Source organism: Thalassospira sp. UBA848 (assembly GCF_002295455.1).
In the GTDB taxonomy this organism is placed as follows: domain Bacteria; phylum Pseudomonadota; class Alphaproteobacteria; order Rhodospirillales; family Thalassospiraceae; genus Thalassospira.
The window spans coordinates 50,448-67,017 of sequence record NZ_DBGS01000003.1 but is presented as its reverse complement, the minus strand read 5'-3'; the positions used below and the strand labels follow the sequence as shown (position 1 = coordinate 67,017).

13 protein-coding genes are annotated in these 16,570 nt (G+C 52.7%); 8 read left to right on the top strand and 5 right to left on the bottom strand.

Annotation, left to right across the window (positions count from 1 at the left end):
• The 3 genes from secF to B2R48_RS00485 all read left to right on the top strand — a co-directional run bounded on the left by secF (position 1) and on the right by B2R48_RS00485 (position 2,428).
• Positions 1–930, top strand: coding sequence for a protein translocase subunit SecF (secF, locus tag B2R48_RS00495; protein ID WP_062954919.1), 930 nt, complete (start codon positions 1–3; stop codon positions 928–930).
• Between the two features lie 152 nt (positions 931–1,082).
• Positions 1,083–1,994, top strand: coding sequence for a DMT family transporter (locus B2R48_RS00490; RefSeq protein ID WP_296996472.1), 912 nt, complete (start codon positions 1,083–1,085; stop codon positions 1,992–1,994).
• Positions 1,995–2,047: 53 nt separating this feature from the next.
• Complete coding sequence (locus tag B2R48_RS00485) at positions 2,048–2,428, top strand: Mth938-like domain-containing protein (protein WP_296996469.1); 381 nt, start codon at positions 2,048–2,050, stop codon at positions 2,426–2,428.
• A gap of 16 nt (positions 2,429–2,444) precedes the next feature.
• On the opposite strand, the gene B2R48_RS00480 is transcribed toward B2R48_RS00485, so the two are convergent.
• Positions 2,445–3,794, bottom strand: a complete 1,350-nt coding sequence (locus B2R48_RS00480) for an NAD(P)-binding protein (RefSeq protein ID WP_296996467.1) — start codon at positions 3,792–3,794, stop codon at positions 2,445–2,447.
• Positions 3,795–3,902: 108 nt separating this feature from the next.
• Between B2R48_RS00480 and B2R48_RS00475 the strand changes: the two genes are divergently transcribed.
• From B2R48_RS00475 to B2R48_RS00465, 3 genes are all read left to right on the top strand, one after another.
• Entirely contained in the window at positions 3,903–5,075 is a 1,173-nt protein-coding gene (locus B2R48_RS00475) for a mechanosensitive ion channel family protein (RefSeq protein ID WP_296996464.1), read from the top strand.
• Positions 5,076–5,080: 5 nt separating this feature from the next.
• Positions 5,081–5,926 (top strand): phytoene/squalene synthase family protein, encoded by an 846-nt coding sequence (locus tag B2R48_RS00470; protein ID WP_296996461.1) that lies wholly within the window; start codon positions 5,081–5,083, stop codon positions 5,924–5,926.
• A 147-nt stretch (positions 5,927–6,073) separates the two neighbouring features.
• Positions 6,074–6,655, top strand: a complete 582-nt coding sequence (locus B2R48_RS00465; RefSeq protein ID WP_232310579.1) for a hypothetical protein — start codon at positions 6,074–6,076, stop codon at positions 6,653–6,655.
• 59 nt (positions 6,656–6,714) lie between these two features.
• Here the strand turns inward: B2R48_RS00465 and trmFO are convergent, their stop codons facing one another.
• A complete protein-coding gene (trmFO, locus tag B2R48_RS00460; RefSeq protein WP_062955262.1) occupies positions 6,715–8,061 on the bottom strand; it encodes a methylenetetrahydrofolate--tRNA-(uracil(54)-C(5))-methyltransferase (FADH(2)-oxidizing) TrmFO in 1,347 nt (448 codons plus the stop codon).
• Positions 8,062–8,323: 262 nt separating this feature from the next.
• Here trmFO and B2R48_RS00455 point away from each other — a divergent pair, with 262 nt between their 5' ends.
• Positions 8,324–9,244: a hypothetical protein gene (locus tag B2R48_RS00455; protein ID WP_296996453.1), complete on the top strand. Its 921-nt coding sequence runs from the start codon at positions 8,324–8,326 to the stop codon at positions 9,242–9,244.
• Positions 9,245–9,298: 54 nt separating this feature from the next.
• On the opposite strand, the gene uvrA is transcribed toward B2R48_RS00455, so the two are convergent.
• The 3 genes from uvrA to nagA all read right to left on the bottom strand — a co-directional run bounded on the left by uvrA (position 9,299) and on the right by nagA (position 14,719).
• Positions 9,299–12,127, bottom strand: coding sequence for an excinuclease ABC subunit UvrA (gene uvrA, locus B2R48_RS00450; RefSeq protein ID WP_296996450.1), 2,829 nt, complete (start codon positions 12,125–12,127; stop codon positions 9,299–9,301).
• A gap of 207 nt (positions 12,128–12,334) precedes the next feature.
• The gene (fbaA, locus tag B2R48_RS00445) at positions 12,335–13,414 is read right to left on the bottom strand and encodes a class II fructose-bisphosphate aldolase (RefSeq protein ID WP_213473115.1); all 1,080 of its coding nucleotides are present in this window, start codon (positions 13,412–13,414) and stop codon (positions 12,335–12,337) included.
• A 156-nt stretch (positions 13,415–13,570) separates the two neighbouring features.
• A complete protein-coding gene (gene nagA / locus B2R48_RS00440) occupies positions 13,571–14,719 on the bottom strand; it encodes an N-acetylglucosamine-6-phosphate deacetylase (RefSeq protein ID WP_296996442.1) in 1,149 nt (382 codons plus the stop codon).
• Positions 14,720–15,271: 552 nt separating this feature from the next.
• Here nagA and B2R48_RS00435 point away from each other — a divergent pair.
• On the top strand, positions 15,272–16,570 hold the full coding sequence (locus B2R48_RS00435; protein WP_296996439.1) for an extracellular solute-binding protein: 1,299 nt from the start codon (positions 15,272–15,274) through the stop codon (positions 16,568–16,570).

Below are 16,570 nucleotides of genomic sequence, written 5' to 3'. Positions count from 1 at the left end.
ATGAAACCTTTACATCTTATCCCGGATGACGTGAACGTCCCGTTCCTTAAATTCCGGAAGATTTTCTATATCGTGTCTTTGGTAATGGTGCTGGCATCCGTTGGGATGTTCTTTACCAAGGGTCTTAACTTTGGCATCGATTTCCGTGGCGGTATTCTGGTTGAAATCAAGACTGATGGTCCGGCCGATATCAATGCGCTGCGTGATAATCTTGGCAGCCTTGGCCTTGGTGATGTTTCCATTCAGGAATTCGGCGAACCAGACGACGTTCTGATCCAGTTGCAACGCCAGGACGGAGAAGAAGAAGCCCAGATGGCAGCCCTTGCTGCGGTTACCGAGGCGCTTGGTGATGATGTGACTATCCGCCGGAGCGAACTTGTCGGCCCCAAAGTCGGTGGTGAGCTTAAGGAGGCCGGTTTCTATTCGGTCGTGATCTCGCTATTCCTGATCATGGTCTATATCTGGGTGCGGTTCGAATGGCAGTTTGCCATCGCATCGGTGGCAGCGTTGCTCCATGATGTGCTGATTACCGTGGGTTTCTTTGTCGTTACAGGCATTCAGTTTGATTTGGCGACCCTGGCTGCGGTTCTGACTGTCGCAGGTTACTCGATCAACGATACCGTGGTGGTGTTTGACCGGATCCGTGAATATCTGCGCAAATTCCGCAAGATGGAAATCCCCGATCTTCTTGATCTGTCGATCAACTCGACGCTGGCCCGTACGACCATGACGTCATTGACCACTTTGCTGGCCCTGATTGCGCTGTTTGTGTTCGGTGGGGAAGCCATTCGTGGTTTCACCATGGCTTTGATCTTTGGCATCGTGATCGGGACATATTCTTCGATCTGTGTCGCTTCGCCGCTTCTGGTTGTGCTGCGCCTGAAACGCAAGATCCCCGAGGCAGAAGAAGGTCAGGAAGCTGGCGCCTGATCTGCCGGATTGGATTGATAGACATTTACACTATGGCCGGGTTTGTGAGAAAACAAACCCGGCCATTTCTTTACGGGATTTGATCGTTTGCGGTCTTTGGTTTCCGTGCCTAGAGAGCCGATAAAAAGTCCATCAAGAACTGGCGGAAACGGATGACACCCCATATCGCATCGCCTCCCGAACATCGCGCAAATCTGATCGGAAGCATCTGGATGATGGCCGCGATGGTGGCGTTCTCTTTTGAGGATGCTTTTGTCAAGGCTGTCTCGGAAACCCATGCCGTTGGTCAGGTCCTGGTTGTGTTCGGGGTCGGTGGGGCGCTCCTGTTTGCAGTTGTCGCGCGGATCAACAAACAGCACTTGCTTAATCCTGACGTGCTGTCGCGCGCGATGGGCATACGGATCGTTTTTGAAGTTATTGGCCGGTTGTTTTATGTCCTCGCATTGGCATTAACGCCGCTTTCATCGACGACCGCAATTCTTCAGGCGACGCCGATTATTGTCGTTCTTGGAGCAGCACTCCTGTTTGGCGAAAAGGTGGGTTGGAGAAGATGGACGGCAATCATCGTCGGATTGATTGGCGTTTTGATTATTTTGCGACCGACTGCTGACAGCTTTTCTGCGTTATCCCTGCTTGCTGTTATTGGCACGATTGGCTTTGCCGGGCGTGATCTTGCCAGCCGTGCAGCGCCTGTATCACTAAGTACGTCCATCCTTGGTTTCTATGGTTTTGTGGCCATTATACTGGCTGGCATCATGTTTTCATTCTGGGATGGAAAAGCGTTTACGTGGATGAATACGCAAAGCGTTTTGTATTTCGTTGGCGCAATCCTGATGGGGGCTTTTGCCTACGCTGCCTTAATGAAAGCGATGCGCATTGGTGATGTTTCCGCAGTTACGCCATTTAGGTACACCCGCTTGTTGTTTGGTATTGCACTGGGCATGATCCTGTTTGGCGAGGAGCCCGACCTGTTGATGATTGTCGGTTGCGGTATCGTCGTTTTGTCCGGGTTGTTCATTCTTTGGCGCAGAAAAATTACTGAAGAGCACCTCGACACTCCGTGAAATCCAGACTAAGTCCAATTCAAATTAATCGAACAACCGCAAATGGGGCCCGCATGTCTCTTGAAGTAAGCACCTTGGTCGCCGAAGGCAGTAAAATAGTCACCAGCTATGGCGATGGCATTTTTCGATTTGGCGAAGAGACGGTTACGGGATCAATTCTGCTGTTTCCTGAAGCCGTCTATTCATGGAACGTTACGAAAAAAGACGACATCACGCCGGACTCTTTTTCCCGGGTGATAGAAAAGGCCGATGAAATCGAAATCCTGTTGCTTGGCATGGGGACACGTCTAACACCTGTACCAATTGAGTGGCGTCAGGCGTTAAGACCGCACGGCATTGTAATCGAACCGATGGATACCGGTGCCGCGTGTCGAACCTATAACGTTCTGGTGTCAGAAGCACGTCGTGTTGCCGCAGCAATGATCGCTGTTTAGACCCTTCAGCTGAATGCTATGCGAAGAACCTTTCAAGCTGATGGCGCACATCCGATACGCTTGAAAACAGGGCCGCAGGGCCCGGTGCCTGATCGACCGGAAAGGCGTCACCACACAGGAACAGGTTTTTCCAGGGGGCGCGCAGGTGCTGTCTGGCCGCAGCCATTCCTGGTGTCATTTCTGGAAACGGGGCTTCTGCATTTATAAAAAGATGCTTGGGGTGTTCCGCATTATCACTGGTGTCAATGCGCGCTTGCAGATCAAGATTAAGATACTGATCACAGAGCCACTCACAGCGTTGCCAAACAAGTTGTGCGAATTGATTGGCGTTCTGGATAGCTGTTAATGGCAAAGAACTATTCAGACTAACTTGAAGGTGCCGACGGGTGCAGTAAATGGCGCGCACAATATCGTCGCCGGCAAGAAGAGCGCGCGGTTCAACAAACGGTTTGCGTATCTCAAATGCCATGCTCAGACGACGGGCCGGGGCCGGTGTAATGCCGATGTCTGGCACCGCATCACATAACGGCCCGGGGTGCAGCGCAAGTACGACTGCATCATCGGGTTTCAGAACCACCTGACTATCATCCTCAAACAATAGATCGGTGGCGTAATCCGATGTGCTGTCAATGTCGCCAAGTTTCGTCCGCGCTTTGATCTTGCCGCCGGCTGCAATGAATCGCTCGCGCAGGGCAGGCAAGGCGATGTCATTGAGAATGATTGGATCAACAGCAGAAAAAACCGGTTCATGATGACGTCGCAGCATCTCGCGCAGCGTGGGAACCAGAACACGGGCCAGCAATGCTTTCGAGCATTTGTGCGCTGGCATTGAGAACAGCACCTCAGCCAACACTGTCAGTGCATCTCGGTGATATGTACCTGGCTGGTGCGCTTTGTCATCTGAATCAAAGGTGCTAGATCCCAGTGTGCTCTCGACACGGCTTTCCTCGCTGGCATAGCGCTGTTGAAAAAGAGTAAGGGCCGTATAGGCCCTTGCTGCCAGGCCGATACGCCGAGATATCAATGATCGTGAGAGACCCTGATCAAGTGAAACGATGGCATGTTTGCGCCGTCCACGTTTCAAACCCATTACGCAATGGGCAGGTCGGATCAGCTTTCTCGGAATTTCCGGGTATTGCGCGAAGAAACCTTCAACCAGCCCTTGCGGGTCATAGAATACTTCTGGCTCGGCAGCATTTTGGCTCTCGGCCGCAGTGTGCATACCGCGCGTCCAGCGGCTTTCGAATGGTTCCGCCTCGTCATAAAGCGTAACCTCAAAGCCGTCTTCTGCCATACAGGTTGCAAGTGCTGACCCACCAAGGCCGCCACCGATAACATGTATGCTTCCCGACGCAAATGATGCCATATGCCTGAGCCAATTTAGTTGTTATACAAAGGCCAGAGAACGATGTGCTACACAGTCGTGTCATGTCAGAAGTCGTAATAACCTTAACATCAGAATAGCTTACAAGCCATGGATGAAATCACCACCGAACTGGACAACCTCAATGAAGAGGTCATCGGCCAAATGAATTCTTGGGTCGACATGCTTGGCGGCGGAGAGGTCGGAAGACTGATCGGTGCGCTTTTGGTGCTGGTTGTGTTCTTCATCTTCAAACGTGTTCTGGTGCGCGGCGCGCTTGGTATATTGCGCCGCATCGCACAGCAGCGCTCGGAAAGCATGATGGCCAATGTGCTCGACGCGTTTGCCTTGCCGCTCCAAGCGCTGTTCATGCTGTTTGGGGTATATTTCGCGACCGAGGTACTGACACTCCCCGAAGAAATTGATGCGTTTGCTGTTGAGGCTATTTCAATCGCGGCTGGTTTCTGCGTCTTTTGGGCGCTGTTTCGGGCAGTCGAACCGCTGGGGGTTTCGCTCAATCGGCTGGTCGGCCGGTTTGGTGCCGGGCTTGGCGATGATCTCAGGCAATTCTTTATCCGTGGTGTGAAAACGCTCATCGTCGTTATCGGCGGCGTTATCATTCTGGAAAACTGGGGCATTGATGTTTCGGCGTTTCTCGGTGGTCTTGGTCTTGCCGGGATGGCTGTCGCCTTGGCAGCAAAGGATTCAGTTGCCAATATCTTTGGCGGTCTGACGATCTTTGCCGACAATCTGTATAAGCGCGGTGACTGGATCGAAACGCCGCATTTTGAAGGGACGGTAGAGGTCGTTGGCCTGCGCGCCACCAAAGTACGCACCTTTGCCAAGGCCTTGGTGACGATGCCCAATGCCCAGATCGTGGATTCACCGGTGATCAACTGGTCGCGCATGACACATCGCCGGATCAAGATGGTGATTGGTCTTGAATACAGAACAACCGCCAAGCAGATGGAAGCCATCGTCGACAAGCTGCGTGATTTTCTGAAAAACGACGAAGATGTTGCGCAGACCGACGTGGCCCAGATGGTTCATTTTTCGGACTTTGGTGCAAGTTCGATCAATATTGATCTTTATTATTTCACCAAAACCACGGATTGGGTGACCTGGCGTGACATCCGAAATCGTCACATCATCGCTTTCAAGCGCATTGTCGAGGAAGAGGGGGCGGCTTTCGCCTTCCCGTCACAATCGCTATATGTCGAAAGCATGCCGGAATTCAGCAATAGCCCAAATGACGATCAACGTGCGGAACGTAAGATCGGATAGGATAAATGACCGATACGCCCAAACTTTCTCATTGCGCAGACTATGTCAGGCGCCATGACCGGGATCGTTTCCTGTGCACGCTTTTTGCCGCACCGGAGAAACGTGAATCACTGTTCACGCTCTATGCCTTTAATCAGGAAGTCTCCAAGACCCGTGAAATGGTCAGCGAGGTTATGCTGGGGCATATTCGCCTGCAATGGTGGCGTGACACCCTGACTGAACTGGGCGAAGGACAGGTGCGCAAACACGAGGTTGTCGAGCCCCTTGCCGAATTGGTTAAAGACGGCCAACTTGACGTCCCGGAGCTTGAAGCGATTATTGCAGCCCGCGAATTTGATCTGGAAGATCGCCAACCTGCCACCCAGCAGGAACTTGATCGTTACATCGATCAAACATCCGGCCAAGTCAGTGTTCTGGCGGCAAAGCTTCTGGGGGCAAAGGACGACGATGCAAGCCAAGCTGCACGTCTTGCCGGTAATGCCTATGGATTGGTTGGCATCATGCGCGCCATTGTATTCCATGGTCGTTCGAAACGCCTTTACCTGCCCAAGGATCGAATGGATCATCATGAAGTGGCGCAGGGCGATGTCTTCGAATTTCGCAAAAAACAGGAAATTCGCGACTTCATCAGCGAGTTGGCATTGCTCGCACGTGATCGGATCAATGAGGCCCGCAAACATCGACGGGCCTTGCCGAAGCAGGCCCATGCTGCTGCATTGCCGGTCGTTCTGGCAGATGGTTATCTTCGGAAACTGGCCAAGGCGAATTACGATCCGTTTTCTGCAGAATTTGGTTTGGCCCGGCCGGCCAGCCTGCGTTTGACGCTGAATGGGATGCTCAAGAGATATTGATGGGATGTCACTTGCCCCGTGATCATCACAAAAGTATCTCTTAAAGAGGTGATAAAGGTCAGGACAGTGTTGAACTGTCCATGGTAGCGTTGATAACGCTTTGAAATTGGGCACGACACAAGGGGCAACCCTGCGATGAGGACCGACATGTCAACTTCGATCTCACACTCCCGGATGCGTTGGTTTGGTAATCTGACCCTGATTGCTGCCCTATGGCTGTGTCTTGCTTCCATTTCCATGGCTCAGGCCGCCAGCATAGATCCCTTTGTCGGGTCGTATCATGGTACGACAATTGAACATGCCGAAAATGAACTTCAGGCACGTGACCTTGATGTTGTAATCGAAAAAACTGACCGCGGCTTTGTCGTCGATTGGTCGACTGTCATTCACAAGGCGGATGGTCGGGAAAAAACTGTATCACTGGATGTTGAGTTTTATGCAACCGAACGCGCCGATATCTATGGCAGCGCCATGCGCTCAGGCCTGTTCGGGAAACGTATTCCCAATGATCCGCTCAAGGGTGAACCGTTCTTCTGGGCAAGGATCGTCGACAAGACACTGACCATCCACGCCCTCTATATCAACGATGAAGGCGGGTATGAGATGCAGGTCTACAAGCGCACCCTTGATGAGGAGGGGAACCTAGATCTGGTGTTTCGCCGCTTCCGCGATGGCGAACAGATCCGCGATGTCACGGGTAAATTGACCCGCCAATCTTCCCCATACTGATACAGTCTTTCACGATCCAACGAAAAAGCCGCATCGAACAGGATGCGGCTTTTAATTCTTCAGGCGGCTGATACGGCGCCAAGCCATTCGTCAAATAGCGGAATGGCCCGATCAGTATAGAGCTTTTTGCGGTCACGACCCTTGACCCGTTTTGTTAGCTCAAGGTCGGGAAACAGACCAAAATTCACATTCATTGGCTGGAACGTGCTTTCATCCGCGCCACCGGTAATGTGGTTCAGCAGGGCCCCCATGGCTGTGGCAAGCGGCGGGGTCGGGATGCTTTTGCCTGCTTTTTCCGCCGCGGTGAACCGACCGACCATCAGCCCGACAGCCGCACTTTCAACATAGCCTTCGCACCCCGTAATCTGACCGGCAAAACGCAGATCCGGACGCGATTTCAGACGCAAAGTTCCATCCAGAAGGCGCGGAGAATTCAGGAAAGTATTGCGATGAATTCCCCCCAGACGGGCGAACTCCGCGTTCTCCAGGCCGGGAATGGTGCGGAAGACTTCAACCTGTGCCCCATATTTAAGCTTGGTCTGAAAACCCACCATATTATAGAGCGTGCCCAGTGCGTTATCCTGACGCAGTTGAACAATCGCGCGTGGCTTTTGGGTCGGATTATGCGGGTTGGTCAGACCAACAGGCTTCATTGGACCATGACGCAGTGTTTCACGCCCGCGTTCGGCCATGACCTCAATCGGAAGGCAACCGTCGAAATACGGTGTGTCTTTTTCCCATTCCTTGAACTCGGTCTTTTCACCTTCGATCAGGGCATCGATGAAGCGGTTATATTCATCTTCATACATTGGGCAGTTGATGTAGTCCTTGCCATCGCCCTTGTCATAGCGCGACTGGAACCACGCCTTGTCAAAATCGATGCTGTCCTTGTAGACAATCGGCGCAATCGCATCAAAAAAGGCAAGGCTTTCTTCGCCAGTTGCCTTGCGAATGGCGTCTGCCAGGGCCCCGGACGTTAACGGACCAGTTGCGATGATGGTCTGTTCCCATTCTTCGGGCGGCAGGCCATCAATTTCGCCGCGTTCCATCGTAATCAATGGATGGTTTTCAAGTGCGGTTGTTACCGCTTCGGAAAAACCCTCGCGGTCTACAGCAAGTGCACCACCGGCAGGCACCTTGTGCTGATCAGCACAGCGCATGATGATCGATCCAGCACGGCGCATTTCATCATGAATCAGGCCGACGGCATTGTATTCCTTGTCATCTGAACGGAACGAGTTCGAGCAGACCAGTTCAGCACACTTGTCCGTATGATGTGCGTCGGTCGGACGCGTTGGTCGCATTTCGTGGATGATGACAGGCACACCGGCTTCTGCCAATTGCCAGGCGGCTTCGCTGCCTGCCAGACCGGCGCCAATAATATGAACAGGCTTGACCGTATTCACGTGTGCGAACTCCTTGCCAGAGTGGATTTGATAACGTGGCACACACATAGCGGTGCAAGGGGGCAGATTTCAAGTCAATTGCACCGGAAGTGGGGCAAACAAGATCACATGATGTTGTAGTGACCTGAAATTTTCACAACACCACATCCCAACCGTCTTGAAGAACAGCGCCGTTCTGTCCCGATAACGCGAAGATGGCATCATGAGTTACCCGCATCATCCCTATGGCTACGAACCAACACATTGTCCGGTCATTGGTCTTGTGCCGCGCAGGCGTCATATCATCGACGTGGACTGTTCAGATGCCCGGGATGAGCCGGAAACTCTAGAAATCGAAGAAAAGCCCGTTCCATCGGAGCGTCGTCTTGGATTTCCGTTCGGTTGTAAGGGCGAAAGCGCGTTCGGCCCCGCCGACATAGAAGGCATGATCGAATACGTCGTTGCCACCCGTCAGGGCTGGCGCTCTTCGATGGTCATACGATCGTTTTTGCGTTGGTGGCGTAAAGATGACGACAATGACAGCGAAGCCGTCCGGGACCGTAAACAATCCGACGCCATTATCATGCTGCTGGCGTTAAACCAGGGGCGGGACGGTTTTGTTCAAGGATACCTTCACGACCTAAAGCACGCGCAGCAAGAAAATCCCAAAGCGGTTCTCCCTGAAAATCCAATAGAGCTGGCATTCAACAAAAGCCTTCGAATTGCGGCCCTGGCACTGGCACTTTCACCAATCGTTCTGGTTTTCGCCGTGCTGTTGTTCGTTCAGATCGACAACATCATCAGCGCGGGCAGCGGCAAGGTGTTCGGTTTCAGCTATGATTTGCTGTTCGTGGTTGGCAGCTTTGGCGCAATCGGGGCCCTGACAAGTATGATGATGCGGCTTGGCAAGGATGTTCCGTGGGATGAAATGGAGCCGGCTTCCGTGTTCTTCAATTTTCTGTTCCGACCGTGCATGGGGTTCTGCTTTGCCATTCTTGTGTTGTTGGCATTGCGGGCCGGGATGCTCCCAATCCCACTGGATGAATTGCACAAGATCGACGATCTTGACGAAATCAGCCAATCCGCCGCCGCCGGTCAACAGATATCAATCGTCCTGGTCTTCGCCTTCCTGTCTGGCTTTAGCGAACGGCTCAGCACTGCGCTGGTGAAGCGGGTTGAGGACAGGGTAACGCATCCCGGCTAGGGCCATGAAACAGCACCAGAATCAATAAGGGCAGCGGGATGCTGCCCTTATGTTTTATTCCAGTCCTAGATGGCGCTTCAAATAGCGTCCGGTATAGCTGCGCTCGTTGCCCATGATGTCTTCTGGCGTTCCTGTACCTACAAGCTGACCGCCACCATCACCACCTTCGGGGCCGATATCAATGATCCAGTCGGCGGTCTTGATGACATCCAGGTTATGTTCGATCACAACGACCGTATTTCCCTGATCAACCAGCGTATGCAACACTTCAAGTAGCTTGCGAATGTCGTGGAAATGCAAACCGGTCGTCGGTTCATCAAGGATATAGATTGTTCGACCGGTTGCGCGCTTTGACAGTTCCTTGGCGAGCTTCACACGTTGGGCTTCACCACCCGATAGGGTCGTGGCCTGCTGTCCCAGATGGATATAGGAAAGCCCGACCTGTTTGAGGGTTTCCATCTTGTCGCGGATGGATGGAACGGCCTTGAAGAAGTCCGCGCCTTCCTCAACTGTCATATCAAGGACGTCGGATATCGATTTGCCCTTAAACGATATTTCCAAGGTTTCTCGGTTATATCGATGGCCCTTGCACTGGTCACATTCAACGTAAACGTCGGGCAGGAAGTGCATTTCAATCTTGATCACGCCATCGCCCTGGCATGCTTCGCAACGGCCGCCTTTTACGTTGAAGGAAAACCGGCCGGGCTTGTATCCGCGTGTTTTTGCCTCTGGCAATTGGGCGAACCATTCGCGGATCGGCGTAAAGGCACCGGTATAGGTTACTGGGTTGGAACGCGGGGTTCGGCCAATCGGGCTTTGGTCGATATCAATGATCTTGTCGATCAGCTCGACACCCTTGATCTCGTCATGGGCGCCTGGATGGTGACGCGCATTGTGCATACGTTTTGCCAACGCCTTATACAGCGTTTCGATGACAAGACTTGATTTGCCGCCACCGGAAACCCCAGTCACGCAAATGAACTTGCCCAGCGGGAAGTCAACATCAATGCCCTGAAGGTTGTTGGCTGTGGCGCCCGTGATGCTGATGGCCTTGCCGTTACCCTTGCGGCGTTCCTTTGGTACCGCGATCTGTTCAACCCCGACAAGGTATTTGCCCGTGAGGCTGTCCGGATTCTGCTGGATCTGCTCGGGTGTACCTTCGGCAACAATACGGCCGCCATGAATACCTGCACCTGGCCCCATGTCGACAACATAGTCGGCTGCACGAATGGCATCCTCGTCATGTTCAACAACCAGAACCGTATTGCCCAGATCGCGCAAGCGTTTGAGTGTTTCAAGCAGACGATCATTATCGCGCTGGTGCAGGCCGATCGATGGTTCATCAAGCACATAAAGAACGCCCGTCAGACCTGAACCGATCTGGGAAGCCAACCGGATACGCTGGCTTTCACCACCAGAAAGCGTGCCCGAGGTGCGTGACATTGAAAGATAATCCAGACCGACATCGCGCAGGAAGCGCAGTCGATCATTGATTTCACGCAGGATACGGCGCGCGATTTCGGTTTCTTTCTCGTTCAGCTTTTCTTCCAGTGCCAGGAACCAGTCACCTGCCTTGGCAATCGACAGGTCTGTAATCTGTGAAATGTCGCAGCCATCAACCTTGACGGCCAGCGCTTCAGGCTTCAGGCGCTTGCCAGAACAGGTCGGGCAGTTTGACACCATCTGATATTTTGACAGCTCATCGCGCGCCCACTGGCTATCTGTTTCACGCCAACGACGTGACATATTGGGAATGACGCCTTCGAACGGGCGGGAAACCTTATAGCTGCGCGAACCATCATCATAGGTCACCGTGACTTCCTCGTCACCGGAACCATACAGGATGATGTCCTGGGCCTTCTTCGGCAGTTTTTCCCACGCGACATTGGTTTTGAAGTCAAAGTGCTTCGCAACCGATTTCAGGGTCTGGAGATAGTATTTCGATGTCGTGCTGGCCCAGGGGGCGACGGCGCCATTTTCGAGCGTCTTGCTTTCATCCGGGACGACCAGCATCGGATCGAATTCCATTTGGGTTCCGAGGCCATCACAGGCCGGGCAGGCACCAAACGGGTTGTTGAATGAAAACAGACGCGGTTCGATTTCCTCGATGGTGAAGCCGGAAACCGGGCAGGCGAACTTTGCCGAAAACACTGTGGTTTCGCCGGTTTTGGCATCTTCCGTCAGCACAATCCCGTCAGTCAGCTCAAGCGCAGTTTCAAAACTGTCTGCCAAACGCGTGGAAATACCCTCCTTGACGATCAGGCGATCAACCACGACGGAGATATCGTGCTTAAGCTTTTTATTGAGTTCCGGTGCTTCGTCGATGTCATACATTTCACCATCGATTTTAACGCGCTGGAAGCCACGCGCGCGCAATTCACGCAGTTCTTTCTTATATTCGCCTTTGCGGCCACGCACGATCGGGGCCAGCAGATAAAGACGCGTGCCTTCATCCATTTCCATAACGCGGTCAACCATTTGCGATACCGTCTGGCTGACAATTGGAAGGCCGGTTGCAGGCGAATAGGGAATGCCGACGCGTGCCCAGAGCAGACGCATATAGTCATAAATCTCGGTGACAGTACCGACGGTCGAGCGTGGGTTCTTGGAAGTCGTTTTCTGTTCGATGGAAATTGCTGGCGACAGGCCATCGATATATTCGACGTCAGGTTTTTGCATCAGTTCAAGGAACTGGCGTGCATAAGCTGACAGGCTTTCGACATAGCGTCGTTGGCCTTCGGCATAAATGGTATCGAACGCCAACGAACTTTTGCCGGAACCCGACAGGCCGGTAATCACCACAAGAGAATCGCGCGGCAGTTCCACATCAATATTCTGAAGGTTGTGTTCTTTCGCACCGCGAACCGAAATTTTCGTCAGCATGTCGGGCCTTTTGTTCCTGAATTGTTCGGGGAATGTATAGAGGAGCCATTAGCTATACGCAAGCGCACCCCTGACAGTTCCTGTCAGTATTTGTCAGGAGACTGGCAATTAACAATCCCAGAGGCGATGGGGCCACGAAAAAGCCCGCCGGACAAGACCGGCGGGCTTCATAAATCCTGTGACCAAAAAGGTCAGTTTTTTTCTGACTTAGCCTTTGGTAACCGTGCGACCGGTTGCACCAAGGTCCTTGAAAGCCTCTTCAAGGCGAGCGGCCATGGAAAGTTCAGCTTCGCGGATCCAGACACGCGGATCATATTGCTTTTTGTAGGGTTGATCGGTTTCCGGATCGACCTGGTACTTAAAGGCGCGATCATTGGCTTCGACATACTCGCCAACCGGGCGGGCATAGGCGAACTGGGTGTCGGTATCGATGTTCATCTTAAAGCAGCCATAGCTGACCGCTTCTTCGATTTTCTCTTTCTCCGAACCGGAGCCACCATGGAACACGAAATCAAGCGGGCGATCCCCAAGGCCGTGCTTTTCGGCGACATACTTCTGGCTTTCCAGCAGGATTTCCGGACGCAGCTTGACGTTGCCCGGCTTGTAAACGCCGTGCACGTTGCCAAACGCAGCCGCGACAGAGAAGTGACCGAGCGGGGAAAGACGACGATAGGCTTCTTCAACTTCTTCCGGACGGGTGTAAAGGCGCGGATCGATTTCCTCAACCGAGGTATCAAGTTCCTGGCCGATACCGTCTTCTTCACCACCGGTGACGCCCAGTTCGATCTCAAGGCTCATTTCAATGGCGGACATCCGCTTCAGGAAGGTCTCGCAGGTCGCAAGGTTGTCTTCTACGGACTCTTCGGACAGATCAAGCATGTGGGAGCTGTATAGCGCCTTGCCGGTTTCGGCATAGGCCTTTTCGCTCCATTTCAGCATTTCATCGACCCACGGCACGAACTTGCGGTTGGCATGGTCGGTATGCATGACGACAGCCACACCATAATGCTCAGCCAGAAGCTGTGCATGGCGGGCAGCAGAAACAGCGCCCAGAACACGGGCAGTGGCAGCGTCCTTGATGCCCTTGCCGGCAAAGAACTGCGCGCCACCATTCGACAGCTGAATGATGATGTCAGAACCGGCATTTGCAGCAGCTTCAAGGGCTGCGTTCATCGTGCTTGAAGACGTAATGTTGACGGCGGGAAGGGCGTAACCGTCCTGCTTGCAGGCAGCAACGAGTTCGCGGTAGGCAGCACCGGTAACAACACCGGGTTTAACGGAAGGCATGTGGGTACTCCTCCTGGGGGTCAGAGCAAAAACAGGTCAACAGCAAAATCTCCTGAGGATCCTGCATACAAACTGTTACAGAGCCCAATGCATCTTCGAAATGCCGCCTCAGGTCAAGGCTTTCCGTTATAGACTTTCGGAAAATCTCACTTTTGCTCAGACACAGGCCTGTTCGGCTCCTTTGACCCAGCTCCGGGTAACCGCGAACTGATCATCGAACAAAATCATATCGGCCTGATACCCGTGCGCCAATCGCCCAAGAACATGATCAAGGCCAAGAAACTGCGCGGGGTATAACGAAGCCATGCGAAGGGCCTCATCAAGCCTGACTTCCGCCATTCCCATGCAATTTCTGACAGCCGAAATCATATCAAGATCCGATCCTGCCAGCGTTCCATCCGCAAGCGCACAGCGGCCATCGACCGCAATGATTTCTTCTTCCCCCAGTTTGAACCGCTTCTCAACGGCGCCTACTGTTGGCATGGCATCAGTTACCAACATCATCTTGCCTTTGACCTTGGCGCGTACAGAAGCCTTTATGACCGCTGGATGCACATGATAGCCATCGGCGATCAGACCACACCATGTCCTGTCATCGGAAAGTGCTGCGCCGACGACGCCGGGCGCACGATGGGAAAGGGGGCTCATGGCATTATACAAGTGCGTGAAGCCCTGCATGCCTTCGTCAATTGCCGACATCATGTCTTCATAGGTACCAGCTGTGTGGCCGGCACATACAAGCACATCGCGGGCGACAAGTTCCTTTATCGCGCCTTTCGCAACATTTTCAGGTGCCAGTGTCACAAGTGTTCGACCATTGCGCAGGCCTGAGAGCAATTCGATGGCATCGTCTTCCATGTGACGGATCTGATCATCTGGATGCACGCCGCGCCTTTGATGGTTGAGGTAGGGCCCTTCGAGATGAATACCAATCACACCGGGCAGATCACCGTCAATGGCTTCCTGAACAGCCGTGATTGCGGCTTCCATCTTTTCGCGGGTGTCTGTGATCAAGGTTGGCAACATCGCCGTGGTGCCAAACTTGCGATGGGCCGTGACCATGGTTTTGATCGTCTCGACATCAGGTGCGTTATTTAGCAATACGCCGCCGCCGCCATTTACTTGAACATCTATCAAACCGGGTGCGAGGGTTTGTCCTTTGCCGTCGATGGTTTCGACACCATCAGGTACGCTGCCATCCGCAATGATCGCGTCAATTTTTCCATCTCTCACAAGCACCGCATGATCAGCCAGAAAATCGCTACCATCAAAGATTCGGGCATTTCTTATGGCAAATACACTCACGCCTGAATCTCCGATCTCTGCGTGTCTGGAAACGGGGTTCATGCATCGTAAAGGGCTGATGCGACTGCCGCAATCGTATTGCGGGATAAAATCAAAGGTTCAATTTTGCGGTCGATGCCGCCTGTGAATGAAAACTTTCGCATTATTCGAACATGAACATTTCTCGAACATCGCGAAAGCGTGCGCCGGAACGACCTGTTTTCATGCTTCCGTCGTAAAAACTTCATTTGTCTGAAACATAACAAGAGCACCGCAACACACTGAAATAACGAAGAGGTTTGATCAACACCCTTAAAACCCAAGCTAATTCTTGTTGTTGAGACTGGTCGGAGGATGGCTGTGGTCAAGCGTCATAATGAATATTTTTGATGTTCGTTCGATCATAAATTGGCTGTTTTTATGTCAGATCACAACCAATTCGCACATCAAAAGTAAGTTTCCGAAAACTGTCACTTGAGTGAAAACGCCCTCGAGAAGAAAACGAACGTCTAGCCGGGCGCCGGATTACGGGCGGCGTCTCGCGACAAGTTTTCAATAGGGAGTTACTTGACAATGTTCCGCAAGACACTGATGGCCGCTGCTGCCGTGTTTGCCATCGGCAACACCGCACAGGCTGCAACCGAAATCACCTGGTGGCACGCAATGGACGGCGCCCTGGGTGACGTCGTCAACCAGATCACCGAAGACTTCAACGCCAGCCAAGATGAATACAAACTCGTATCCATCAACAAAGGTGGTTACGAAGACACCATGACGGCAGGTATCGCAGCGTTCCGTGCAAACAACCAGCCGAACATCATTCAGATCTTCGATGCCGGTGCAGCCACCATCATCAACGCCAAAGGCGCTGTTAAGCCGGTTCAGGATCTGCTCGAAGAGAACGATGTTGCCTTCAACATCAACGATTACATCCCGGGTGTTCGCTACTTCTATGCCGATTCAGACGGCAAGATGATCGGCATGCCGTTTAATAGCTCGACCCCGCTTCTGTATTACAACAAAGAAGCGCTGGCCAAAGCCGGTGTTGACGTTCCGAAAACCTGGCAGGAATTCGAAGCTGCTGCGCCGAAGCTCAAAGAAGCCGGTTACACCGCGCTTGCACAGTCGCACAGCCCTTGGATCTTCTTCGAAAACTTCATGTCGCGTCATAACCTTCAGATGGCGACGGGCAACAACGGCTATGACAGCACTGATGTTGAAATCCTCTACAACAACGATGCTCTGAAAGACCACTGGCAGCACGTCAAAGACTGGAAAGACGCTGGCTATTATGGTTATTACGGCCGTGCATGGGGCGCCAACCAGGATGCCTTCGTTCAGCAGCAGGTTGCAATGTGGATCGGTTCCTCCGGTTCGTTCGGTGGTCTTCGCAAATCCGCACAGTTCGACTTCGGCACCTCAACCCTGCCGTACTGGGAAAATGTTGGCGAAGCACCGAAATCAACCTTCATTGGCGGCGCTGCTCTTTTCGCGTTCTCTGGGCATGATGCCGAACAGGATGCCGGTGTAGCTGAATTCTTCAAATTCCTGACCAAGCCGGAAACCCAGTACTACTGGCACAAAGAAACCGGTTATGTTCCGATCACCAACGCGGCATATGATCTCGCAAAATCGGACGGCTACTACAACGAAAGCCCAGATGCCGAAGTTGGTATCATCCAGCTTTCCGAAGAAGGCGGCGAGTGGACCAAAGGTTACCGTCTTGGCTTCTACGTCCAGATCCGCGAAGTCATCTATCGTGAAGTCGACAAGATCATGAACGGCGAAGAAACCGTTGATGCAGCCTTTGCGACCATCGAAGAAGAAGCAAACGGTCTTCTGGATCGCTTCAACGATACCTATTCGAACTAA